Here is a 24,048-nt window from a genome sequence, read left to right on the forward strand (position 1 = left end):
CGTTGACCCGTGGTCCCCCTCCGGCTCTTCGTGGACCGGCTCGCGCTGCGCCCGCTGGGCGCGGCCGACCCCGCCGATCGGTGGGTCCGCTGGGTGCACGTGAGCGAACTGCCCGATCCGCCGTTCCTGCGCGGCGGCGAACTCCTCCTGCTCGCCGGCACCGGCTTCCGCCCCGCCGACAGCGACGACTACGCGCGGCGCCTGAGCGACGCCGGGGTCGTCGCGGTCGGGTTCGGGGTGACACCGGTCTTCGACGCCGTGCCACCGCAGCTCGTCGCCGCGTGCGACCACCACGGCCTGCCCCTGCTCGAGGTGCCGCCGCGCGTGCCGTTCGCCTCGATCGTCGAACTCCACCACGCCGAGCTGGTCCGGGCCGAGACCCACGACCTGAAGCGTCTCTCCGACGGCCAGGGACTGCTGATCAAGGCGGCCGCCGGCCCCGGGCCGCTGCGGGCCGTGGTCGAGCGGCTCGCCGAGCTCCTCGACGGCTGGGTCCTGGTCGTGGACCGCAACCGCGACCGGACCTGGTCCGCCGGGCCGGTACGGCGGGACCCGGAAGTCGCGGAGGCGCTGGAGCGTGCCTGCGCGAGCCGGTCGCCGATGAGCGCGGCGTTCACCGCGGCGGAGGACAACGTCGAGGTGCAGCGGCTCCTCGGCCCGGCCCCGGTCGGCTACGCCATGGCCATCGCGCGGCGCATGCCGTTCACCGTCGCCGACCGCGGCCTCGTCGGCGTGGCCGCCTCGGCGCTGTCGCTGCTGTTCACCGCGCCCTCGGCGGCGAGCTCGCCCGAGGCGCTCGGCGCGGCCGTCGTCACGAGCCTGCTGCGGCTCCCCACGCTCGCGCGCGGGCTGGCCGCCCCGCTCGATCTGGCCGAGGACGTGCCGTGGCGCCTCGTCCGCGGCCTGCTCGGCGAGCCGCCGGGCTCCCGCGAGACGGTCAGCCAGCGGCTGTCCGTGCTGCTGGAGACCCCCTTCGTCGAGCAGGACGGCGACGCCTTCGTCGCGATCGTGCCGGACGACCGGCCGACCGGCGAACGGCTGCGCGCGGTGGACGACGCGGGTCTCCTCGCGGGGATCAGCCGCCCGCACTCCGCCGCCGACCTCGATCCCGCGTGGGGCGAGGCCGGCTCCGCCCTCGACGGCGCGCGGATCCAGGGCCGGAGCGTGGTGGCCGGTGCCGAACCCCAGGGCTTGCTGGCACTCCTGGCCACCCCGGAGGCGGCCCGATACGCCGACCGGCTCCTGGCCGGCCTCGACGCGGGGTCGCCCAAGGACGCGGCCCTGCTGCTCGGCACGCTGCGGAGCTGGCTCGCGCACCACGGGAGCTGGGATCGTACCGCCGCCGACCTCGGCGTCCACCGCAACACCGTGCGTCACCGGATGCGCCAGATCACCCGGCTCCTGGACCGCGACCTGACCGACCCCGACGTGCGCATGGAGCTGTGGTTCGCGCTGCGCCGGCGGAGCGAAGCGCGCTGATGCGGCCGGGACGCGGACCCCGTTTCGCCGGGACGATCCGTACAACGACCGCCCCGACCTGGGGCGCAACGTCCACTTCTGCCGGGGCTGGCCGCTGCCTGGCGTTTGCCTTCTCTGGACTCCGGAGGCGGATGACGATGTCGACACCCCCAGGTACCGACCGCCTGGCGACGAACGCGATGGGGACGAAGGACCTCGTCTTCACGGTCCTGGCGGCGCTGGCACCCCTGACCCTGATCGTCGCCGTGGCACCGCTGCACTTCCTCAAGGGCGGCGCCGCCGTCCCGGGCGGCTACCTCGTGGCGGGCGTGGTGATGGCGCTCTTCGCCGTCGGTTTCATGACGATGAGCCGGTACGTCCGCAACGCGGGGGCGTTCTACGCCACGATCACCGGGGCCTCGGCCGGCCGATGGGCGCGGGCGCGGCCACGCTGGCCCTCCTCGCCTACAACGCCCTGCAGATCAGCACGTACGGCGCTCTGGGCCTCTACGCGACGCAGTCCTTCGAGAAGTACACCGGCCTGTCGCTCCCCTGGTGGGCATTCGCGCTCGTGGGCGTCGCGCTGGTGGCCTGGCTCGGCTTCACCGGCATCCACACCAGCGCCCGGGTCCTGGGAGTCCTGCTCGTCCTGGAGGTCACCGTCCTGGTGGTGATGGCCGTGTGCGTGCTGGCGAAGGGCGGCGCGGGCTCGACGTCGTTCACCAGCCCGGGGGGCGTATCGGTCCGTCGGGTGGCGTATCGGTCCGTTGTGTGGCGGCCCGGTTCATCGGGTGGCGTACCGGCCCATCGGGTCGCGGCCCAGCCTGTCGGGTGGTGTGCCGACCATCGCGCGGCGACCCGGTCCCAGATGGCGCCGTTCCGCTCTCCGAAGTTATCCACAACCTGTGGACGGGGGCTTTCGCGGGTTCACCTCGCGGGCGCATCGTTGACCTCGCCGAACCGAGGGGGATGCCATGTCAGCCGCCGTTCTGATCGTCTCCGGCGACAGCGAGCTGGTCGATGACCTGCTCCGGCTCGCCGCAGCCGCCGACGTCGAGGCCCGCGTCGCCTCGGACGCCCTGGCCGCCCGGTCGGCGTGGCGCGACGCCGCGCTCGTCGTCGCCGGCCCCGACCTGGTCGCCGAGCTGGCCGACCGCGCCCCACCGCGCCGGCCGGGCGTCATCCTGGCGACCGCCGATCCGGACGGCGAGAGCGTCTACCGTCTCGCCGTCGACATCGGCGCACAAGACGTCGCCGCTCTCCCGGACGCGGAGACCTGGCTGGTCGAACGCATGGCCGCCGCCACCGAGCCATCAGTGTCCGGCGCGACCACGATCGCCGTCATGGGCGGCCGTGGCGGCGCCGGCGCCAGCGTGCTCGCGGCGGCCCTGGCGAGTTCCGCCGCGAAACGCGGGCTTCGCACACTGCTCGTCGACGGCGACCCGCTCGGCGGCGGCATCGACCTGGTCCTGGGCGCCGAACGCACTCCCGGAGCCCGCTGGTCCGACTACGCCGAGCGCCGGGGCCGCCTGAGCAGCACCGCACTGCACGACTCGTTACCGGCGTGCGAGGGCCTCGCCATCCTCTCGTGGCACCGCGGAGCCGTCGAACCGGTCGCCCCCGAAACCATGCGATCGGTCCTCGACGCCGCCGTGCGAGGTTTCGACCTGGTCGTCACGGACCTGCCCCGCCAGCTCACCGAGGCGAGCGCCGAGGCCCTGGCCGCCGCCGACATAACGCTGATCGTCGTTCCCGCCGAGGTCCGCGCCGCGGTGGCCGCCGACCGTGTCGCCGACCAGGCCCGCCGCTACACCCGAGACCTCCGCCTCGTCGTGCGCGGCCCCGCGCCCGGCGGTCTCAAGCCCGACGTCATCGCCGAGTCGCTGCGGCTACCGCTGGCCGGCGTCATGTCCGCCGACCGGCACCTGCCCACCGCCATCGAACGCGGCGAGTCACCGGGCAGCGGCGGCCCGCTCAACGCGTTCTGCGCCCGTTTCCTGGGCGGTCTGCCCACGGCTCGCCGCCCGCGCGTCCACGACCAGGCCTGTTGAGGGAGCACCGGATGAACGACCTCACCGATGCCGTACGTGCCCGCCTCATCGGTTCCGGCGTGCAGCCGACCGCTGCCCAGGTGGCCGCCGCCTTACGCGCCGAAGGCCGCATGCTGGGCGACACCGAGATCCTTTCCCTGGCCGACGAGGTACGCGCCGACCTGGTCGGCGCCGGCCCGCTCGAACCCCTCCTGCGCGATCCCGGCGTCACCGACGTCCTGGTCAACGGCCCCGGCGAGGTTTGGGTCGACGCGGGAGAGGGCCTCCGCCTGACCCAGGTGCGCTTCGCCGACGAGCCCGCTGTACGACGCCTGGCCCAGCGCCTGGCCGCCCTGGCCGGACGCCGCCTGGACGACACCGCCCCGTACGCCGACGCCCGCCTGCCCGGAGGTGTACGCCTGCACGCGGTCCTGCCACCGATCGCGTCCGCCGGCACGACGCTGTCCCTGAGGCTTCCGAGGCGTAGAGCCTTCACCCTCGAGGAACTGGTCGCGGCCGGCGCGGTCCCCGCAGCGGGAGCCGCCCTACTCGGCGGCCTCGTGGCCGCTCGTGTCGCGTTTTTGGTCACCGGCGGCACAGGCTCAGGCAAAACGACGGTCCTGTCGTCCTTGCTCTCTCTGGCCGATCCAGGCGAGCGCATCATCCTGGTTGAGGACTCCGCCGAACTCCGCCCCGCCCACCCGCACGTGGTCACCCTCGAGGCCCGCCCGCCCAACGTCGAGGGCGCCGGCGGCGTAACCCTCCACGACCTCGTACGCCAGGCGCTACGCATGCGCCCCGACCGTCTCGTCGTCGGAGAGGTACGCGGTCGCGAGGTGGTGGACCTGCTGAGCGCGTTGAACACCGGTCACGAGGGCGGGTGTTTCGCTTAGCCATCAATGTTCGTACATGGCCGCAGGGAGCACACAATGGACCCGTATACCGTCGTCAACATGGTCATGCAGGAGCTTGCCCGCCGGGGCGTGAAGTCTCACTACGGCCCTGAGATCAATCTCCGTGAAGCCGCTGAGCACGCCGCCGCCATGCTCGACGCCATGGGCGCGCCCGTGGTGGAGATCTGAGCGCCATGCGAGCCCCCACAGTCATCGTTTACGCCCGGCTGTCGCGCGACAGCGACGCTTCCACCTCGATTGCTTCGCAGACGGCAGCATGCCGCGCCTACGCCGAACAGCGCGGATGGCGGGTGCTGTTCGTCGCTGAAGACGTTGACGTGTCCGGCGCGAGCAAGCTTGAAGACCGTGCGGGGATGTCCACCGTGCTCGACTCGCTTGGCTCCGCCGATTACGTGATCGCCGCGAAGCTCGACCGGTACGCGCGCAGCGTCTTGGAGTTCGCCCGCCTGCTGCGCGCTGCCGACGATTCTGGTGCGACCCTCGTTACGGCGGACGGGACCCTGAGCCCAGACACGTCCAAGCTCGTCGTTCACGTCTTGTCCGCGTTCGCAGAATATGAACGCGACATGATCAAGGCGCGTATCAACGCGTCGAAGAACCACCTGCGTACGGTCGGCCGTTGGCTGGGCGGCGCGGCCCCGTATGGTTACCGGCTGATCAAGCGGGACGGCGGTACGTACCTCGACATCGACCCTGAGGCAGCCGCGATCGTCCGCGACTGCGCCGAGAAACTCACGCGGCACGGTGCCTCGCTGGCAGGGCTCGCACGAGAGTTGAACGGGCGCGGCATTCTCCCGCCTGCCGATCACGCCCGACAGCGGGCCGGACGGAAGACGCGCGGCGCTAAGTGGAGTACGACGACGCTACGGGATGTGCTCGTTACGCCTGCTGTTCGCGGGTACCTCGTACAGAGCGCACCGGGTAAGCCGCGTACCGCGCGGAACCTCGTGCCCGTACTCGACGCGAGCGGCGAACCCCACCAGGTCGGCCCGGAACTGCTCGACGCCGAAACGTGGTCAACCGTGCGCGACGCGATCGAAGGGCGCGCGGTAGGTCGGGGCGCTGACCGGACCGGCAAGGCCATGCTGCTGCACGTGGCCCGCTGTGCGGAATGCGAAGGTCCGATGTACCACCAGCGGCGCACCGCGAACGGTAAGGACTACAGCACGTACGTTTGCCCGCGCGGCGTAGGCAAGCACAGCGACCACGCGTCCAACGTCGTGCAGGCCCGTGGGCTTGAACAGCGGACGGAGGCGGAGTTTCTAAAGGTGTTCCGGCGGATCGGCCTCATGGTCAAGGTCCACAGCGAGGGACGCGACGTCGCCCGCGAACTCCGAGAGGCTGAACAGGCGCTCGACAACCTGAGCGGCAACCTTGCGGCACTGCCCGCAGGAGGCCGCGCGGCACAAGCCGTCGTTAGCCAGATAACAGCGCTCGAAAGCAAGCTAGAAACACTCCAGCGCGAGGCCGCTACGCCTGCGCGCACTGAGTGGCAGGACAGCGGGGTATCTCTCGCCGACGAATGGAAGGCTCGCACGGTCGAGGGCCGCAATGCGTTGTTGCGCGATCTCGGTGCAGTGGTCACCGTCCGGCCGCTTGCCGTTGGCGCGGAACGGCGATTCAGCGAGACCCGCGCAGATGTCGACTTCACGGGTCCTGAATGGTGGCGAGAGTTGAACCCCGCTGAAGCGCAACTCGCGGCTATCGCGTGGGAAGAATCGCTGTGAGCAACCTCCTTAGCGCCGCCGCGTAGAACGCTTAGGAGAACCTCCGCAACGGCCCCACAGGAAAGCCCCGACCCCTCGAATAGGGTTCGGGGCTTTCGCGCGCTCTGGGGCCTCTCAGCGGCTTCTAGGGGCATTTCGCGCACGCACGGCCACGCCCCGAACGCCTCAGGCGCTCCGCGCCGCGAAGTGCAGTGGGCGAACAACCCCCTGGGACGTCCCCTCCTCGTACGCCCACGCGGTCACGCGGGCAACTCCGGAGCGACGCGAACAGCCACGCGGACGACGCGGAGCGACCAGCGGGCAAGCCCGTGCGACCCCGCGAGCGACCGCGCGCGTGCACGGGCGACCCGGAGCGACTCGCGGAGGTACGGCAGCCCTCCTCGTATATGCCTCAATTGGCATATGGTGAATCGGACCCTAGTTCTGGTTTTCCTTTAGAGCGCTCTAAAGCAATACAGAACTAGGGCCCGAAACGCCATTCCGCCATCAGGCCGGTTGATCAGCGATGCACAACACGGGCCGGATGGCAGGAAGCGCGCATGAGACCACGTGACCCACGTCACCAAACCTTGCGCGAACAATTCCCGCGCTGGGGGCGGTAACGAGGGTGTCAGCGTGCAACGGGCGCGGCGTACGGGTGGCGAATGGCCGCTCTGGTCGCCGATAAGCCCGCGCGCCTCTTTGACTCCCCCGCGTACAGCGTGCGCGCTGCGACGCGTACAGCGGGGGCTCTACTTCGCTAAAGCACGCACCTTCCCACGGCCTAGCAAGCCACCGTTCCGACTGCAACCGGAACGGTAGGGCGTCTCCCGTGAACGTATCGCGGCGCACGAACCGGAGCCCCCGGTCTCTCCCTGAGTTGCAGCAGGGAGAGACCGGGGGCTTTTTGCGTTTAGGAGGTTTCCGCATGAGCGGCGACTACCCAGAAGTCAGGGCGCGACTCGTGTCCCCCAACTTCGCAGACGAGAACTGGACATTCCGTATTGCTGACTGCCCATTCTGCGGGCGGACCCACATACACGGAGCAGGTCCCAACGTCGCGGACGCGCACACCTACTACGGAACGCGCGTCTCCCACTGCCAGAACCCGACGAAGCGCGGAACCTACCGGCTTATTCCGGCCGCGATGCGCGGGGAGGGGAACAAGTGAGCGAGCGTACCCCCGAAGAGAACGAAGCAATCCGGCTGGCACTCGCACTCAGCGCGCGAGAAATCGAGCCGGAAGAGTGGACGCGAGCAATGCGGCCACTCTGGCGAAAGATCAGCTTCGCCGTCGAAAGGATGGTTAAAGCCATCTCGGACGACGTGATCGTTACCTCGCTCCAGAACAACGGCATTCCCGCCGTTCCCGGGGCCGCGAATCAAGAACTGTCAGACGCATGGTGGGGAGCTATGGCCGTAGAAACCGCACCGATGGACGCGACCGCCGAACGTATGGGCGGACAACTCATCAACACTGCCGCGTACGCGGAAGCAACCATCAAAATCACGGGCGACCGGTTGCGGTTCGTTCCCGGATTCGGCTGGTTCGAATGGACCGGCACGCATTGGGCCGCCGCTCATGACCGTTACTCCGTGGCGTTCGACGCGATTGACGAGACGGCCGGAGCATTCCGCGCTCGCGGACTGACAAACCAAAGCAAGCTCATGGGAGTACAGCGCCACCGACGCGAAATCGCGGAAGCGATGCAATACAAGCGGGATGTCGTCGCGCCTGCCGACCGGCTGAACGCATCCCCGCGAATCCCGTTCCGCAACGGTACGTTCAATCCTCGGACCGGCGAATTCCAGTCCGGTACGTGGTATCCGGACGACATGCGGACCGCTTGCGTTAACGCCGACTTCGGCCGGTCGGCCGTCGCGGAACGGTGGGGCCAGTTCCTATCCGAGGTCTTCCCGGACGCGGCCGACAACGGCGAACACGTAATGCGCATGCTTGGCCGCGCGCTCACTGGCGACCAGCGGCACCACGTGTTCGGCGTTTGGTACGGGCACAAGGGGCGGAACGGCAAGGGCACCATCACGCGGCTCATGCAGCACTTGTTGGGTTCGGCCGTGGTAATGCCGGACGTGCGAATGTTCGAACGACGCGGGCAGGCGCACGGCGAACAACTCGCACGGCTCGCGCTCGCATGGTTGGTCATCGCGAACGAGACCAATGAAGGTGTCGCGATGGACGACGAACTAGTCAAGCGAATGTCCGGAAACGACTCCATGGCGTTCCGGCGGAACTACCTCACGGAAATTGAGTACTCCCCGCGCTACACGGTCGTGTTCACCACGAACCACCTTCCGGAGTTCACCGGAACGGATAACGCGCTGTGGACGCGGCTACGGGCCGTTGAGTTTCCCGTTTCGTTCGCGGATAACCCCGATGTGGACCTGGACGCCAAACTTGCGGCCGAAGCGGACGGCATTGCCACCGCGATAGCCCTAGCGGCTCACAGGGCGTACGTAGACGGCCTACCGGACACAGACAGCACTATGGCCGCGAAGACGAAGCACCGGGCCGGTGTGGACCCTCTCAGTCAGCTTGAGGGGGAGCTGTTCGTTTACGCGGATGGGGAGCGCATGCCGCGTTCGGAGTTCCGTTCCGCGTTGCAGGAGTGGCGACGCGAGAACGGAGAGGGGCGTACCGCGAAGTTCGCGCCCAAGGCAGTCGGGAACGCGCTCGCGGAACGCGGTGTGGAGTGTCGGAAGATCGGCGGAGTGTTCTACTTCGTTGGCATCACGCCGCCCGGCTCGCGGCCGACAGAGGCCGCCAACACTGGCCGGATTTTCGAGCGGTAGCCCGAGGGGCAGTTTTTCGCCCCAGTGGGGCAGTTTTCACCCTTGATTTCAAACTCCTCTCTCTTTATATACAGAGAGTTTGGAAACAGGCTGTGTTTCTGCCCCACCGGGGCATTTCTTGCCCCGCCGGACGGCTGGGCACTTCCCCGCGATTACGGCCGCGAACCCCAACCCTCTGACCTGCGCTTCGTCACGCTGTGTCCCCGCCGGCCGGAGCGGAGCGTAATCACGACCTTCGGTGCTCGATCAGCGCTGCACAAGGAGACCTCATGCTGTGGGCGACTACGCCCGAGTCGCGCAAAGGCGCGGCGACCTATTCGACCGATTGGACTGATGACGATGAATGACACGCACCCCACGCCGCTCGATATGCCGCAGACGACCCCATGGTGGTCGTGTCGCACCGAGCATTCCCGACTGCCGACGTTCGCGGTTCTGGGGTACCCCGGTCTGTACTTCGCGGATGGCCGTCGATTCGAGGAACGCCGTACGGGGCGTGTTTCATGACCGCGCGTCGCAATCGCCGTGGCCGGAGCGGCAAGCGGCCCCACCTTCCGCCCCCTCCGTCGCCCAGTCAGACACCGAACGACTGGTGGGTCCACTGGGCTTCCGAAGTGCGTGCACTGCTGCAAAGGCGTGCGTCGTGATCGCGGTTGGCCTGCAATTCATTGCGGCGTTGCTATGGCTCGTGTACTGGCTCTATGTAGCCCTCCGCAAGCACTGATTCTTCTCCGACTACGCCCCGGGCTGTTCTAACGCCGTACGGGGCTTCTCACTCGCAGTACCCGCGAAATGGAGCAACAACAACAATGGAACTACTGATTGCCGACCAGCGTTACAACGGACTTGCACTCCGTACCCCGCTGAACCTTCTGCCCGCTGGCACCACGCCGGAGTGGAAGGCGGCGCGCGCTGCGCTGGAGTCCGCGTACAACGCGTTGGACGACTACGACGGCAAGAACGATGATCTGCTTTCGGAGCAGTGGCGGAAGGTCGCAGAGGGTAAGGAGTCTGCGTACGTTCGTGCGATTCAAAACGGCGGAACGGTCCCGGAGCGGCCTAAAGGCGGTTACGTCGCTGACGCGGAGGACAAGCGTCCCGGGATTGTCGGCGAATGGTTCCGGCTGGTGCGCGAGAAGGACAAGGCCGATTCCGCCGCGTGGGTCGCATTGGTGGAAGCCGCTCCGCTCGCGATTCCGGACGCGCAGGCCGCGATTGTCGCGGCGGGAGAGGCTTACAAGGATGCCGAAACGGCACTTGAGAGGGCGCGTGACACGTTCGCGCAGGCGTTCTCATACCGGCGTGACCTTGAACAGTTCTCGCGCGGCACGGACGATTACACGGGCTCGTCTGGACTACCGCAGGCGGCCACGCAGAACGTCAGTGGCACACGGCTCCCCGCGTCCATGGTCGTACCCAACGTGCTGCGGTGGCTGGACGCCCAATACGGTCCGGCGGACACGGCGGAACGTCTCCCCGCCATGCGGCGTGTGCGCGGCGTGAACGGGGCGGAGTTCCAGATGGAACCCGCGCTTGCTCTCTCGCTAGAGCGCGATAAGAACGGGAACCGTATCGAGTACGTAGACGGCCTGCCTCCTGAGTCTCAGATCAGCCGTACCGGTGCGGCGCGTGTAGGGATGAGCGACGATGCCTGAGTTCAGCGACGCCGACAAGGCGATGATTACGGGCTACGTGAACAATCGTCTCGCAAACGGCGACGATGCGTTCGATATCAACCGCGACCTACAGAAGCATTGGCGGCAGATGGACGCGGAGGCCGCGAAGAACGCCCAGGCTGCGCAGCCCACGGAGTTGCCGTCATACGCACCACTTCCAGAGTTCCACGTGATCGGAAGTGGTGTAACCGCCCATGAGTCGGCGGAGTCTGCCGCACACTTCGCCGGGCCGCTCTCGAACGCGGAGGTAGGGCGACTGATCCAAGCGGGCCGGTCCGTCCGCGAAATCCAGGCGATGATCCGACAGCGCGGGGTGGCGCGGAGGTGAAGCCGGTCAATATCGGGGACATGGTATGGATTCCGAATCCTCGCCGGTTCTCGCGGGTAAAGGGTTGGCCACGAACCATCCTGAATCAGAGTGAGGCGGACACGGTAAACGCTGCTATCGCGGCGAATCGCCCACCGTATCTACCTGACATTGCGCAGCGCTGAGACGGCCGCGAAACACCCGGGGCTACCCGATTAGGGATCCCCGGGTGTTTGGCCGTGTGCGTCTTCGTGAACGTCCCCGGGGCGCTGTCCGGCGGCCCCGCCCAGTGCTCCCGCACATGCTCCGGCACGGCCTGCCGCTCCGCCGCGAGGGACCAGCCGACCGGCCGCGTGCCGCTCGTGGTGTACGAGGTGGCCTGCCCGCTGACGTGCGTTCGTGCGGCCTGTGCCCTGCCCCTGGGCGGCCCCGGGTGGCTGGGGCCGTGTGCGGCAAGGCTTGTTCGCGTTCGTATGTCTCTGAGCTTGTCAGCGTTGCTCGCAAGCGTCACAGCACGTGACGACCCAGGGGGTGAGCCCGCCGATCAGGGGTCATGTGCACGGCGGGGGTTAGCAAGAGCGGTCGGATACCGAGCACGCATCCCCTGTTTTCACGTATTGCCTGGTCAACGCGTTGCGCGTGGCCGACGAGAGGAGTTACCCACAGTGACCACCACACCGACCCCGCCCGAACCTCTCGGTGACGACGGTACGCGTCTTTGGGACGAAGTATTCGCCGAGTACGACGCCGACGATTTCTCGCCCGGTGACCTCCGCATCCTGGCTTCGGCCGCTGCTTGCCTCGACACCATTGCCGCGATGCGGGGTGCGCTCGTCGGCGAACCGCTCATCGTGCAGGGCAGCATGAGGCAACAGGTCGCAAATCCCCTTATCGCGGAGATTCGATTTCACCGCGCGCAGTTCGCCGCGCTGATGCGTCAGTTGGGATTGGAGGCTGCCGGTTCGGAAGATGACTCGCGGCGAGTCATGACGCGGACTGAGCAGGCTTCCCGTGCGGCCAGTGCGCGGTGGTCGAGGTGAGCGCTAAGAAGCCGCGTCGCCGTAAGGCCGCAAATACCGTAGCCCCGGAATTGCCCGACTGGTTCGTGGTGGACGCTGGCGTCGATGCCCTTTACGCCGACGTAATCGGTTCACCGGACGCTGCCGAAAAGCGTTCACTGGCAGACGACATCGAGGCTTGGGCGGTGGCGCACGACGTCGAGTTGAATGTCAACTGGGGCGGCCGTTCACCGCACCGTTGGGCCGTGAACGACAACGGTGATGCGGTCATTCCGAATCCGCTTTACAGGGGTTGACGCGGTGTGGCTACGCGTTCGTCGCCGCGTTCACCCGTAGTGCGAATATCCACAGGTCACGCAGATTACGGCAGCGTTGACGTATCGAAATTCCAAGCGACATGCGCGGCACGCTGGCGTTAACGCGGGTTACGCGCTTGTCGCTCCGCCGCGTAAGGCGCGACGCCGGGAGTTGTCGCCGTTGTCGCCCGTACCTCCGCGAGACGACAAGGCAGTGTCGCCGGTGACGTCGCCCGGTTGACGCGAATGGAAAGCGTTGACGCTTCGGTGTCACCTGCTCGTCATGCGTTACGCGGAGGCGACAGCGGGGGTGCGCGTTTCGCGTCGAATGTCAATGGTGTCTTAGTGCCTTGCCCCGGATCGCTCTGGCGAACAGCCGGAGTGGTCCGGGGCTTTTTCGCGTGCTACTCACTTGTGCAGCGCTGCACAAGTCTCGCGTTAGTGGAAGCTCCGTAAGACGTTTTGCGGAGCCCCCGCGTGAGCGCCTTACGTGGCCCCGTTTCGGCCGTTTCTAGATCGCTTGACAGAGGGTTCTCCGAGTGATCTCCTGATCAAACACAAGCGGCCCGAACCGGTGCGCCAACACCGATCCGGGCCTAGGGGATCAACCTGTCTCGGAGGAATCACCCCATGGAAAGCAACCATAGCGCGCCCGCGTTCCGCGACGACACCGCGACTGACTACGGAATCCCGGTCACTCTCGACGCGGAAGCGAAAATTGATGTGCTCGCGGAAATCGTGAATGACCTACTTGCCACGCTCGTTAACGACGGCCGGATGTCGCGGGCGGAAGAACGCACGTGGCGGGCCGCGACGGACGCGGTTGTTCTGGACCGGCCGGAGTTGATCGCGCCGGGTGGAATCATCATCGCGGAGGCGGAACAGATCACACGTTCGGCCTGCCACGACTAGGCGACACACGAAATGCCCCCGGGTTCGTCCCCGGGGGCATTTGCTTTGTCTGAGTGGTGTGCAGCGCTGCACAATGGGCCTTAGTCGCCCGCATCCTCCGCGACGAACGTCCCCAACCCGTGCACGCTCACGGTCAATCCGTCTTCGCGCAGTACCCGCAAGGCTGCGTCAGCGGTCCGCAGCGATACCCCTACGTCGCTCGCGATGGTGCGCGCGGACGGGATGCGCTGCCCTGGCTTGAGTCGACCCGCCTGGATCTCGTCCGCGATCGCTCCCGCGATGATCCGGTATGCCGGGCGGGGCTGGTCGAGGTTGATCGCGGTCAGGTCCACAAGAACACGCTCGCATGCACGGTGGTATGCCTGGTGTTCTCGTGTGTTCACGGGTGTTCTCGTCTATCGTCAAGAGTCGTAAGACACACAGCGACCCCGGGCGGCGTGCTACCGCCGCACCGGGGTCTAGGACGACTCGCGAAGGGAGTCACCCATGACAGACCACGCTACCGCCGCCCCATCCTCACGGTGGTGCGCTCCGACGTACAACGAGGCAGGCGGCTACTGGAAAGCCGAAGTACGCGCCCCGCTGACCTCACGTGAGCGCGCCGTTGGCACAGAGCCAGTCGCGTTCGGCCCCACTGAGGCCGCCTGCGTTGCTGAGACAGCGCGTATCGACCGTCAGCGCGAACGGCTGCTGCCGTGACGGGGGTCGCGTGGCTCGCCGGAACGCTCGCAGTCGCGTGGCTGGCCGTCGCGGGTGGAGCGCTCATACTCGACCGCCGTCGGCGCTTCGCGTATCGCGGCCGACACCGTGGCCAGTGGTGACCCGAGATCAGGTGTTCCCCGGCTACCGCGTCGTGTTCTCCGCTGGCCGTCGTACATGCCGCGTCTTCGTGCGTGCGCCGCGCCCGCTCATCGCCGACATCGAAGACCGCGCGCGACGGGCGCTGACCGTGGCGACGTGTCTGCCCGCATCGTGGTGGGACCTACAGAGCGTCGTCGCGGAAGAGACGTGGAAGTTCATATACCTACGGAGATACGACGATGACGATTGGACGGTTCTCTAGATGAGCGGCAACAGCGGGCGGGGTGCCGAGCTGCCGTTCAACGCGGAGGAGTACGCGCGGTTGCGTGCGGTGCTGCGCAGCGCACAGCAGCGCAGCGGTGACGCGCAGGACGACGCGGTCCAGGAAGACGACCAGGGCGACCAGGAGGACGCCCAGGCGTGACGCGCGCGACACAGCCCCGGTACCCCGCAAGGTGCCGGGGCTGTTCTGCGCTCACCTGCGGAGATACATTGATGGTTTGACAAAGCATCCGGGCGGTTGCGCCACCGTCCACGCGAACACCCCGGCCGACGTTCCCGCCCGCCTGGAGGCCCTGGCCTGCACGGCCGGCCTCACCCGCGACGCCGTACACAGCCAACTCGCCGCCGCGCTGGACGTGGTGGTCCATCTGGTACGGGAGGCTCCAGGCGGTCGGCGTCGTGTGGCGGAGATCTGTGTGTTCGAACGCGCTCAGAGCGGTTTGGTGGAGGTCGTCCCGGCGGTGTTGTTCGGCTCGGACGGCGGCATCACCCACGGCCCGGGCATGCCCACCTTGCAGACTCGTCTCGCGGGACGCACTCGATGATCGTGTTGGCGGCTGCGGCGTGCGTGTTCGTCTCGGTGTGGATGCTGTCCCTGCCGTCCCCGGCGACGTTCCGCCTGACGACGGTGCTCGGACCGGGGTCGCCAGGCGCCGCCGGGCCGACCCTGGCCGTCCGAATCGCCCAGCTCCGCCGTGCGGCCGGCTCCCTGACCGGCCGCCGAAAACGGCTGGCCGCCCGGCGCGGTGCCGTCATCGAACTCTGCGACGCCATCGCGACCGAACTCGCCGCCGGCCGCCCGGCGGCCACCGCCCTTACCTGCGCGGCCGAAGCCCTCCACGACCTGCCGGGCCTGAACGCAGTGGTCGACGCGGCCCGGAACGGAGACGACGTGCCCGCCGCACTGATCCGAGCCTCGGACGTGCGAGGCAACGAGGCCTTACGCCTCCTCGCCGGCTGCTGGCGCATCGGCGTCGACCGTGGCGGCATGCTCGCCGCCGTCATCGACGGCCTGGCCGACTCCCTCCGCGACGAGCAGTCCCACCGCGACGAGATCGCCCTGCAATTGGCGGGCCCACGCGCCACCGCCCGGCTCCTGGCGGTCCTACCGGCACTCGGTCTGGCGATGGCCGCCGCGCTGGGCGCGAAGCCGTGGGAGTTCCTGTTCGGCTCGCTGCCGGGCGCCCTATGCCTCTGTCTGGGCGCCGCACTCGATGCCCTGGGCCTGTGGTGGACCTCCCACCTGGCCACCTCAGCGGAGCGGCTCCAATGACCACCGCAAACAGGAACACGCCAGCAACACAAGCCTGCCCGCCGGCACAAGCGTCACGAAGCACCACCGCTGGCGCGAGCATCACGTCCGCGCAAGCGTGCACGTCGGCGCCGGCGAGAACCGTGGCGTGAATGGGAACCGTCGCGCGCGGGGCCGTGGCGCGGGCGGGAGCCGTGGCGCGACGACACCGCCCTGCAATTGGCGGGCCCGCGCGCCACCGCCCGGCTCCTGGCGGTCCTGCCGGCGCTCGGTCTGGCGATGGCCGCCGCGCTGGGTGCGAGGCCGTGGAAGTTCCTGGCCCACGCGCCACCGCCCGGCTGCTGGCCGTTCTACCCGCGTTTGGCCCGGCGATGGCCGCCGCGTTGGGCGCGAAGCCGGGAAGTCCCTGTTCGGCTCGCTGCCGGGTGCCCTGTGCCTCTGTCTGGGCGCCGCACTCGATGCCCTGGGCCTGTGGTGGACCTCCCACCTGGCCACGTCAGCGGAGCACCTCGAATGACCACCACAATCAACACGTCCACCAACGCAGGCCTGATCGCTGGCACGAGCGCGCCCGTCGGCACGGGCCTGCACGCTGGCGCGAGCGTCACCTTGGCGCGAGCGTGCAGCGGTGGCGCGAACGGGAACCGCGGCGCGCACGACGTCGCCCTGGAGTTCCTGTTCGGCTCGCTGTCGGGTGCCCTGTGCCTCTGTCTGGGCGCCGCACTCGATGCCCTGGGCCTGTGGTGGACCCTCACCTGGCCACGTAATGGCCACCGCAGCAGAACGAATACGCCCACCAACACAAGCCTGTCCGCTGGCACGAGCGTGCGTGTCGGCACGAGTGTGCTCGGCGGGGCGCGGGCCTGCGCGGCGGGGCGATCGGGAACCGCAACCACGAACGGGAACGGCGGCGCCTACAAGCGCGGCACTGCCGACGGAGCGGCTGGAGAAACGGAGCCGCAGGACCCGCGGAAACGGCGAAGCGAAGGAGAACGGCTGTGCGAACGGGAACCACGGCATGGCGAGACGACGGAATGGCCGTCGCGGCTCCTGGTAAGTGGCCAGGGTGCTTGCCGTCATCGTCCTGGGGCGTCGGCCCCTGGCCCGTACAGGCCCACACTGGCCGCCGCGCCTCATCCTCACGACGGCTCGTCTCCTTCCGCCACTGTCGCCACTTCCGCCGAGTACACCGCCTGCTCCTGAACCCGTTCCGCCGTTCCCGTTCCCGGCAGTTGGGCGTCCGGCCGTCTGCCGCCGGAGTCGGTCCGCGGCGGTCGTGGCCGGGGTTGTTCGGCGGCGCGGGCGTGCGACGCCGGAGCCCTTCAGCCGGGGGCGACCGAGGTAGTCGGCGGTCATGGCGTGCGGGCGTGTTCCAGAAAGCCGAGCGATGACAATGGTGACGATGCTGCTGTCGCTGCTGGCCGTACTCTGCTGCGGCGTCGCAGGTTTCCTGGCCGTACCCGGCAACGAGGCCACAAGGCGACTGACCAAGATTCTCCTCGCCCCGCCTGAGGTCGCCGCTCAGCGCGGCAAGCGAGACACGCATATGCGCTGGGCCGTCGGCGGCTTGGCCGGATTCGTCTCTGGCCTGCTGATAGGTGGAGTGACGGGCTGGACGGCCGGCGTGCTGATCACCGTGGGATGCATACGCGTGCTCTCACGCCTCGAACCTCGAGCCGTGAGACAGCGCCGAGCGCGGATCATCGCCGAACTCCCACTGACGATCGATCTGCTCGCCGCGTGCCTACGCGGTGGCGGGGCATGGCACGCGTCGGTAGAGGCCGTTGCGGAGGCGGTAGGCGGCCCCCTCGGCGAAGCGCTGGCACGTGTAGCGGCCCGCATCCGCCTGGGCGCCGACCCGGCCCAGGAGTGGCTCAACCTCGCGGACGATCCAGCACTGGCCCCTCTGGGCCGAGCCGCCGCGAGAGCCGCCACCGGAGGTGCCCCCGTTGCCGCGACCCTGGCCCGCCTGGCCCGCGACCAACGCCGTACCGCCCGCGCCGCGGCCTCGGCCCGCGCCCGGACCGCCGGCATCCGCGCGGTTGCCCCGCTGGGCCTGTGTTTCCTCCCCGCCTTCATCATCCTGGGGATCGTTCCCGCCATCGCCGGCATGGCCCGCAACGTGCTGATCCCCTGAGCCTTCCGCCCGAGGACCCCGGACGAGCCGACCGTGGACGTTTCGCGCAGCGCGGTGTTGACCGGTCACGTCATCGCGAGTCTGCTGACCAACCTGCTCGCCATCGCGGCGCTCACCGGAGTCGCCTTCCTGCTGGGATCCAGTCCGTCGGCGAGCTTTCTCGACTGGCTCGGTGTGGTTGAGGTCGTCGTGCTGCTCGGTTTCGCGGCCGGCTGGCTTACGGTCGCCCTGGGGTTGGCGGCGAGGTTCCCGGAAACGGGGCGGCTGGCCTCAGTGCCGCTGGTCATGCTCCCGTTCTCCGGGGAACGCGCCGTGGTCTAAGCGGCCCATCGCCGGGTGGCACAGGTGGCGATCTAGGAGCGAAGAGGTCCTCGGATATTCCTTTGGCCACCGCATCAAGGTCCCCGTAGCCTCGCCGATGTGCGGCGCACTGTCATCGTCGGCGACATCCACGGCTGCTTCGACGAGCTACTCGAATTGCTCGGCGAAGTCGGCCTCCGCCCGGACGATCTGTTGATCAGCGTCGGTGATCTGGTCGATCGCGGTCCGGCACCCGGCGAGGTGGTCGGCTTTTTCCGCAACCGTCCGAACTCGGTTGTGGTCATGGGCAACCACGAACGCAAGCACGTGCGCGGGATCTTCTCGTACGCGCAAGAGATCACGCGCCTGCAGTTGGGTGACCGTTACGCCGAAACGGTCGACTGGATGCGGACGCTGCCGTACTACTTCGAGAACGAGCACGTCCGCGTCATCCACGCCGCGATGCTGCCCGGGGTTCCGCTGGCCGACCAGAAAGAGGAGATCCTCTGCGGCTCGACCAGTGGCGAACGGGAGCTGACCACTTTGTTCCCGGGCGAGCACTGGCACGACCATTACGCCGATGCCAAGCCGGTCGTGTTCGGCCATCATGTGACCGGGCGCCAGCCGATGATCCGCGACGACAGGATCTTCGGCCTGGACACCGGTGCCTGCCACGGCTGGAACCTGACCGCGCTGTGCTTGCCGGAGCACACCGTCCACTCGGTCTCGGCCCACGCGGATCACTGGTCGAAGGTCAAGGTCGAATGGCAGCTGCCCGTTCTGAAGACCAAGCCTTGGCGCGACTTCACCTGGCCAGAGCTGGCGGAAGCGATCGCACGGTACTCCCCGGGCTCCGATCCCGCGACGCGAAGCTGGCTGGGAAACCTCGAAAAGTGGGCTGCGGATCTCCGGTCGTCACTCCCTACCTTGGCCGCCGCCGCACACCGTATCGCCGGCGAACTCACCAAGGAGGAGATGAGACGGCACCCCGCCGCACGGTTCCTGTTCCAAGCCCGTAACGGTCGGCTCGATCAGACCAGCCTGGCCAAGCAGTGCCCCACCCCCGGCAGAACGATCGACCTGGCCGCCGCACTGGGTCGATCCTTGCCCGAACCACCTGTCTGACCACCGGAAACCATGCGCCATGACCTGGCCCAGGGCAGACCCGTCGCGCTCGACAGATTGACTGACGCGGGGGTGACCGACGCGCCGGACTAATCAACGCCGGGGGTGACCGACGCGCCGCGCTGACCGACGCGCCGCGCTGACCGACGCGCCGCGCTGACCGACGCGCCGCGCTGACCGGCGCGGGGGGCTGACCGGCGCGGGGGGCTGGTCGACGTACGTGCATTGGTGACGAGCAGGGGCCTGATCGCGGTCGTTAAGACGGCAGCATCGCAGAACCTCCTCGTTTAGCTGTCTGAGAGTTGCATGGTCGTAGGGATCGGGAGTTGTTCCGGTCCTGCGCGAGCCCGTGCGGTGGCGGTCAGGTTCCGTAGTGCTGGAACGCTTGTCAGGCCAGAGCTGACGGTCACCTCCGAAACCCTGCCGTGAAGCACACAACTCCGCAGACGGCCGCCGGAACCGCGGGCGATGCGTGCGGCCAGGCCGCATGCAGCGTGCGGCCCGTCCGCGGAATGTGAGGCGGCGGCGAGCGCCGCGAGATCGGCAGCAGCGTAGGCACGATGCCGAGCAGCACGCACGCCGCCGACCGTCATCGCCATCATCGCCATCGCCCACGTCAGGCCGATCAGCGCGAGCATCCAAACGGTTCCTGAGCCCCTATCGCCCATTCGGCGCTCACGCATCGCCGTGCTCCCCCTTTCGGAAGTCAGCGGTCCGTTCCTTTCTCAGGTCGGTGGTGTACTTCCAGTCCAGGGGCTTGTCGGCGGCATGGGTTGTATCTGCCGGCCGTCGCCCGTCCGCGAACGTGCCGATGGCACACCGCATTGGCGAAGTCAGCGGTCCGTTCCTTTCTCAGGTTGGCGGTGCACTTTCAGTCCACGGACTTGTCGGCAGCATGGGTCGCCTTTCCCGGTCGTGTGCCTGCCCGCGAACGTGCCGATGGCACACCGCATTGGCGAAGTCAGCGGTCCGTTCCTTTCTCAGGTCGGTGGTGTACTTCCAGTCCATGGACTTGCCGGGGACATGGTCCGCCTCTCCCAGTCGGCCGCATGCCCCACCGCCCAAAGCGGGCGGCAAGCTCCAATTCCAAACCGGTGGCATGTCGGCAGCATGTGCGCCGCGGCACCTCTTATAGGTCGGTGGCGCACCCGCTCACCAAGGTCGGGGCGTCACCCTCACCCAGGTCGGGGGCGCCCCCTTGCCCAGGTCGGGGCGTCACCCCCTCGCTTAGGCCGGGGGCATACCGCAGGCGCGCGAATGGGTTGTTCCGTGTGGGCGGCAGCGGGGCCGTCCTGGGCTCGTGTGTTACTGAGTCTTCTCGTCCTCCTCTTCTGATCCGGTCGGGGCAGGTGGAGCACCTTCTGATCCGGTCGGGGCAGGCGGAGCGCCGCTTCCTGTGGGGAAAGCGGTGTCGTTCGGCTGGGGTTCTGTGGCGGCGATGGCCTGTGCTTTGAGCTTCAAGGCGGGGAAGAGGCCTCGCAGGGGTGAGTCGGCTTGGGCCTGGACGACGACCTTCGTGGTGGTCTGGTCGCGGCTCACGATGACTCGGGCGTTCGGCGGTGCGGCGCGGAGCACCGCCGAACGGACCTCTGCCTGGGGCTCTCCTCGTGCCGCCGCTCTTGCTCCGGCCCGTGCGGCGTCGAGGCAGGCGATCTGGGCGGCAGCCGCGCTCACGCCCCACAGCGCGACCGCCAGGACGACCACCAGCGCGGGCAAGGCGACGGCCGTCTCGGCGGTGATCGAGCCACGTCGGCCGCCTCGCGGCGAGACGTGCCGACCGCCTCTTGCCGTACCGCGTCGCGTGGTTGGGTGAAGGCGTCGAGACGGTGCGGTTCGCGCGCGGACGCGCTGTGGCCGTCCATCGGGTGGGTGACGGCCGGCGGGTCGCCCGCCGCCGTGCTGGCCGACGGCGGGCGCGTGTAGGCCGGACGGTCGCGAGCCGTGTTGCCCGGGACGCGATCGCGAGCCGTGTTGCCCGGGACGCCATCGCGAGCTGTGTTGCTCGAGACGCGATCGCGAGTCGCGTTGCTCGGGACGCGCCCGCGCTGATGGACGCATCGGGGATGTCCTGTCCGCATCGGCGGACTCGGCACGGGTGAGGCGACCGAGGCCGGGGCGGATCATCCGACCAGGTTGAGCGCTCTGTGGATGATCGTTAAGAGCATCTTTCGGATTTCCGGGCTGGTTACGATCTTGAACAGCACGCCGGCGAAGGCGGCGGCGGCGACGGTGCCCACTGCGTACTCCGCGGTGGACATGCCTCGGTCGCCGTAGTCGCGGCATCGGCGCCACAGTACGGACAGCTTGTGCATGCGGTCCCCTCCTTGGTCGGGTGGTGGGCGCGGGAGCGCTATGACTCAGCGTGACCAAGTCGTTGCCGTCGGACCAGTTGAATCGAGTTCTGTGGATAACTCGGTGGCTTCGGTGGCTTCGGTGACCTCGGTGCCGGGCACGTGCGTGAGTGCCAACGCGCCACGCGCCACGCGCCATGCGCGACGCGTCCCCGCATCGGTCGCTCTCGCGCGTTGGCCACTCCCACGCCTTGGTCGGCCTTGCGCGTGGTCGATCCCGCGTGTCGGTCAGTCCCGTGCGTGGGTTTGTTCCGCGCTTGGTCGGCCCGCGCGTTGGTCAGTTCCGCGCGTTGGTCAGTTCCGAATATCGGTTCGTCCTGCGCGTCGGTCAGTCCCGCGCGTGGGTTGGTTCCGCGCTTGGTCGGTCCGGCGCGTTGGTCAGTTCCGAGTGTCGGTTCGTTCTGCGCGTTGGTCAGGCCTTGGTTAGGTCTGGATGCGGCATGGCGGGCAGTACAGCGGAGGGTGGTGTTCTCGGTCTACGGCCGCCTACGGCTGCGTCCGTGCGTAGCGGCCAGTGTGCGATTTGTGAGTCGAATACCGGGGGTTCGTTACTAAGATCGACTCGGATCGTTGCATTTTGTGGGAAACCGTGCCTCTATTAGAGACAGAGTCCGATAGGGTGACTGTCGGGTTCCGATGATCATGCGGTTGCGGTTGGTCGGTGGCCGATGAAACCCTCCGGCATCATGGGCCGCCGACTCGGGGATCGGTGCTGGTCGTCTGGTGCCGCTTTGGCCAGAGACGATGAAAGGTTCTCGACGAAGGGACGGCGTCGTGACGAGGGTCCGCAAGGCAGCCACGGTCGGCCTGATGACCCCGATGGTCGCCGCAGCGATCGCCGTCGGTCTCAGCCAGCCAGCGCGTGCGGCCGAGTCGTGTCCGCCGCTCGGGAGCGCGACCATCGCGGCTCCGTCCGGGACCGTCACGGTCGGTTCGACCGTGCACGTCAGTGCTCAGATCAACGGGCTGATGCTGCTGCAGGCACACCTGCAGATCTCCGGGCCGGGCCTCAACCAGCAGGTCGGCAAGAGTGAGTGGACCGGCAAGATCGAGGGCGACGTCACCATGCCCAAGGCCGGTGCCTTCACGCTGGCGGTGATCGGTAACGGCACCGGGTGCACGTACAAGACCGAGGGCTTCTCGGTGAAGGCGCGGCCTTCCCCGGCGAAGTCGACGCACGCCGCTTCGCCCAGCAAGACCCCCGGCTCTGGCAGCGGCAGCAACCGTACATCGTCCGGATCGCTGCCGACCGGAAACGTCGGCAATGGCGCCACGGTCGGGAATCCCGGGGCCAACCCGCTCAATGGCGCCTCGCCGTTCAGTCTTCCGTCCGTCGCGCCCGACGGCTCCGGCCTGAACTTCGCGTACCCCAGCCCTGAGCCGCAGGTCGCCTCGCCGCTGGCCCAGCCGGCCGCACGGAACGTTTCCCAGACGACGCCGATCAAGTGGGGGCAGAGCCTCGCCATCGCGCTCGTCCTGCTGATCATCTCGGCGCATCTGGGCATGTGGTCCCGCCGCCAGCGCCTCGCCGCCGAAGGCGCACGCGCCGCCGCGGGTGGCAAGCGGTCCGGTCGCGGAAAGACGAAGGCCAGGCGCGGGAAGGACCGGAAGGCCACCGCGATGATGGCTGCGACGGGTGTTCTCACCAAGCCGGCGGCCGATGAAGCCTCACCGGTCGATGAAGCCTCACCGGCCGCGACGGACTCCCAGCCGATCAACTCTGACGAATCGTCCGAGGTGCTCAACGTCGCGACGGGCACGGCCGCCGCAGCAGAGTCGGCCGACGCGGAGACGCTCGACCTCGGTAAGGCCGTCGGCACCGGCCAGGCGCCCGACGAGACGGAAGCCGCCGACCAGTCCGACGCCGCCGACGGGCAGCAGGCGGACAGCCCCGCGTCGGACGCGCCCACGTCTCACCGCCGCGGCTCGGGCCGTGGCCGTGCCTACCAAGGACGCCGCCGCCGTAACTGAGCCGGCCGAAGCCGCTGATTCGGTCGAGCAGGCCGCGGGCGGCGTGACGGGTTGGTAGTCAGGTCCGGCGAGCTACCGGTGGCTCAGTAGACCGCAAGTGTCGTCAGCGGCTCGGCGATCAGATCTGGCAGGCCGTCGGCCAGCGGGATGACACGGTGGGCGTGAAAGTTCGCCGAGTCGGCGCCTGTGATCCGGCTGGAGCTGCGGCCCGCCCAGTGAGGACAACGACGTCCACGAGACCGCGGCGGTGGGCCGGGCCTGGCACGTGAGCAGAAGAATCTCAGGCGGACTGGTCGAAGAACGGTGAGACCGGGTCGCGGTGGCCGGCGACCGGGACGTCGCTCGTCGTCTGGGGTATTCCGCCGCGGGCGCGGGCACGGGCGAGTTCGCGCTGGAACTGCTGGCGTTCCATCTCCAGCGTGCTCAGCGACTCTTCATGTTCCTCTCGCAGCTCGCGGAGTTCGCGGCGGACTCGCATCGAGCGGCCCAGGGCCAGAGACGAGATCGTCAGGCCGATGACGAAAAAGATCGTGACGATGATGCCCGCGACGAAGATCTGAGCCTGCGACGTTACGCCGGGAACGTGCTGTCCGAACACGCTGAGTGTCGCCGGAGCCGTGTTCTCGGAGATGATGCCGACGGCCACGCAGACCGCGGCACCGGCCAGGATGATTCCCACCAAGATCATCGGACGTGTTTC

Annotated in this window: 23 protein-coding genes and 1 pseudogene; 19 read left to right on the forward strand and 5 right to left on the reverse strand. The window is 68.3% G+C overall.

Annotation, left to right across the window (positions count from 1 at the left end; translation table 11 throughout):
- Nucleotides 1-9 precede the first annotated feature (9 nt).
- The 12 genes and pseudogenes from ABEA10_RS31300 to ABEA10_RS31355 all read left to right on the forward strand — a co-directional run bounded on the left by ABEA10_RS31300 (nt 10) and on the right by ABEA10_RS31355 (nt 13,129).
- Nucleotides 10-1,479: a PucR family transcriptional regulator gene (locus ABEA10_RS31300; RefSeq protein WP_345470053.1), complete on the forward strand. Its 1,470-nt coding sequence runs from the start codon at nt 10-12 to the stop codon at nt 1,477-1,479.
- Nucleotides 1,480-1,888: 409 nt separating this feature from the next.
- Complete coding sequence (locus ABEA10_RS31305; RefSeq protein ID WP_345470055.1) at nt 1,889-2,482, forward strand: hypothetical protein; 594 nt, start codon at nt 1,889-1,891, stop codon at nt 2,480-2,482.
- Nucleotides 2,433-3,509: a septum site-determining protein Ssd gene (gene ssd / locus ABEA10_RS31310; protein WP_345470057.1), complete on the forward strand. Its 1,077-nt coding sequence runs from the start codon at nt 2,433-2,435 to the stop codon at nt 3,507-3,509. Before ABEA10_RS31305 ends, ssd begins: the two co-directional genes overlap by 50 nt.
- Before the next feature lie 11 nt (nt 3,510-3,520).
- A pseudogene (locus tag ABEA10_RS31315) lies at nt 3,521-4,372 on the forward strand (TadA family conjugal transfer-associated ATPase); the annotation flags it as partial.
- 45 nt (nt 4,373-4,417) lie between these two features.
- Complete coding sequence (locus ABEA10_RS31320; protein WP_345470059.1) at nt 4,418-4,570, forward strand: hypothetical protein; 153 nt, start codon at nt 4,418-4,420, stop codon at nt 4,568-4,570.
- 5 nt (nt 4,571-4,575) lie between these two features.
- Nucleotides 4,576-6,129, forward strand: coding sequence for a recombinase family protein (locus tag ABEA10_RS31325; RefSeq protein WP_345470061.1), 1,554 nt, complete (start codon nt 4,576-4,578; stop codon nt 6,127-6,129).
- 1,146 nt (nt 6,130-7,275) lie between these two features.
- Entirely contained in the window at nt 7,276-8,919 is a 1,644-nt protein-coding gene (locus ABEA10_RS31330; RefSeq protein ID WP_345470062.1) for a DNA primase family protein, read from the forward strand.
- An 809-nt stretch (nt 8,920-9,728) separates the two neighbouring features.
- Nucleotides 9,729-10,574, forward strand: coding sequence for a hypothetical protein (locus ABEA10_RS31335; protein WP_345470064.1), 846 nt, complete (start codon nt 9,729-9,731; stop codon nt 10,572-10,574).
- Nucleotides 10,567-10,923 (forward strand): hypothetical protein, encoded by a 357-nt coding sequence (locus tag ABEA10_RS31340; protein WP_345470066.1) that lies wholly within the window; start codon nt 10,567-10,569, stop codon nt 10,921-10,923. Before ABEA10_RS31335 ends, ABEA10_RS31340 begins: the two co-directional genes overlap by 8 nt.
- 644 nt (nt 10,924-11,567) lie before the next feature.
- Nucleotides 11,568-11,942, forward strand: coding sequence for a hypothetical protein (locus tag ABEA10_RS31345; protein ID WP_345470067.1), 375 nt, complete (start codon nt 11,568-11,570; stop codon nt 11,940-11,942).
- Nucleotides 11,939-12,217, forward strand: a complete 279-nt coding sequence (locus ABEA10_RS31350; protein WP_345470069.1) for a hypothetical protein — start codon at nt 11,939-11,941, stop codon at nt 12,215-12,217. Before ABEA10_RS31345 ends, ABEA10_RS31350 begins: the two co-directional genes overlap by 4 nt.
- 630 nt (nt 12,218-12,847) lie before the next feature.
- Nucleotides 12,848-13,129, forward strand: a complete 282-nt coding sequence (locus ABEA10_RS31355) for a hypothetical protein (RefSeq protein ID WP_345470071.1) — start codon at nt 12,848-12,850, stop codon at nt 13,127-13,129.
- 80 nt (nt 13,130-13,209) lie between these two features.
- Here the strand turns inward: ABEA10_RS31355 and ABEA10_RS31360 are convergent, their stop codons facing one another.
- Nucleotides 13,210-13,461, reverse strand: a complete 252-nt coding sequence (locus ABEA10_RS31360) for a GntR family transcriptional regulator (protein WP_345470073.1) — start codon at nt 13,459-13,461, stop codon at nt 13,210-13,212.
- Between the two features lie 731 nt (nt 13,462-14,192).
- On the opposite strand from ABEA10_RS31360, the gene ABEA10_RS31365 reads away from it, so the two are divergent.
- The 6 genes from ABEA10_RS31365 to ABEA10_RS31390 all read left to right on the forward strand — a co-directional run bounded on the left by ABEA10_RS31365 (nt 14,193) and on the right by ABEA10_RS31390 (nt 19,026).
- Nucleotides 14,193-14,354 (forward strand): hypothetical protein, encoded by a 162-nt coding sequence (locus tag ABEA10_RS31365; RefSeq protein WP_345470075.1) that lies wholly within the window; start codon nt 14,193-14,195, stop codon nt 14,352-14,354.
- Nucleotides 14,355-14,430: 76 nt separating this feature from the next.
- Nucleotides 14,431-14,757 (forward strand): ATPase, T2SS/T4P/T4SS family, encoded by a 327-nt coding sequence (locus tag ABEA10_RS31370; RefSeq protein WP_425550982.1) that lies wholly within the window; start codon nt 14,431-14,433, stop codon nt 14,755-14,757.
- Nucleotides 14,754-15,485, forward strand: coding sequence for a type II secretion system F family protein (locus tag ABEA10_RS31375; protein ID WP_345470077.1), 732 nt, complete (start codon nt 14,754-14,756; stop codon nt 15,483-15,485). The genes ABEA10_RS31370 and ABEA10_RS31375 overlap by 4 nt, the downstream gene beginning before the upstream one ends.
- Nucleotides 15,486-16,866: 1,381 nt before the next feature.
- Nucleotides 16,867-17,601, forward strand: coding sequence for a type II secretion system F family protein (locus tag ABEA10_RS31380; protein WP_345470079.1), 735 nt, complete (start codon nt 16,867-16,869; stop codon nt 17,599-17,601).
- A gap of 33 nt (nt 17,602-17,634) precedes the next feature.
- Entirely contained in the window at nt 17,635-17,922 is a 288-nt protein-coding gene (locus ABEA10_RS31385) for a hypothetical protein (RefSeq protein WP_345470081.1), read from the forward strand.
- A 99-nt stretch (nt 17,923-18,021) separates the two neighbouring features.
- On the forward strand, nt 18,022-19,026 hold the full coding sequence (locus tag ABEA10_RS31390) for a metallophosphoesterase (protein ID WP_345470083.1): 1,005 nt from the start codon (nt 18,022-18,024) through the stop codon (nt 19,024-19,026).
- 287 nt (nt 19,027-19,313) lie between these two features.
- Here the strand turns inward: ABEA10_RS31390 and ABEA10_RS31395 are convergent, their stop codons facing one another.
- From ABEA10_RS31395 to ABEA10_RS31405, 3 genes are all read right to left on the reverse strand, one after another.
- Nucleotides 19,314-19,709, reverse strand: coding sequence for an Rv3654c family TadE-like protein (locus tag ABEA10_RS31395; RefSeq protein ID WP_345470085.1), 396 nt, complete (start codon nt 19,707-19,709; stop codon nt 19,314-19,316).
- A gap of 622 nt (nt 19,710-20,331) precedes the next feature.
- Nucleotides 20,332-21,150, reverse strand: coding sequence for a TadE family type IV pilus minor pilin (locus ABEA10_RS31400; protein ID WP_345470087.1), 819 nt, complete (start codon nt 21,148-21,150; stop codon nt 20,332-20,334).
- A complete protein-coding gene (locus ABEA10_RS31405; RefSeq protein WP_345470089.1) occupies nt 21,147-21,338 on the reverse strand; it encodes a DUF4244 domain-containing protein in 192 nt (63 codons plus the stop codon). The genes ABEA10_RS31400 and ABEA10_RS31405 overlap by 4 nt, the downstream gene beginning before the upstream one ends.
- Nucleotides 21,339-22,151: 813 nt before the next feature.
- On the opposite strand from ABEA10_RS31405, the gene ABEA10_RS31410 reads away from it, so the two are divergent.
- Nucleotides 22,152-23,348: a hypothetical protein gene (locus tag ABEA10_RS31410; RefSeq protein ID WP_345470091.1), complete on the forward strand. Its 1,197-nt coding sequence runs from the start codon at nt 22,152-22,154 to the stop codon at nt 23,346-23,348.
- A gap of 280 nt (nt 23,349-23,628) precedes the next feature.
- Here ABEA10_RS31410 and ABEA10_RS31415 read toward each other — a convergent pair whose 3' ends face one another.
- Nucleotides 23,629-24,036 carry a hypothetical protein gene (locus tag ABEA10_RS31415; protein WP_345470093.1) on the reverse strand — a complete coding sequence of 136 codons (408 nt, stop codon included), beginning with the start codon at nt 24,034-24,036 and terminating at the stop codon, nt 23,629-23,631.
- Nucleotides 24,037-24,048: the final 12 nt, after the last annotated feature.

It is taken from the genome of Actinoallomurus oryzae (assembly GCF_039541955.1).
Lineage (GTDB): Bacteria > Actinomycetota > Actinomycetes > Streptosporangiales > Streptosporangiaceae > Actinoallomurus > Actinoallomurus oryzae.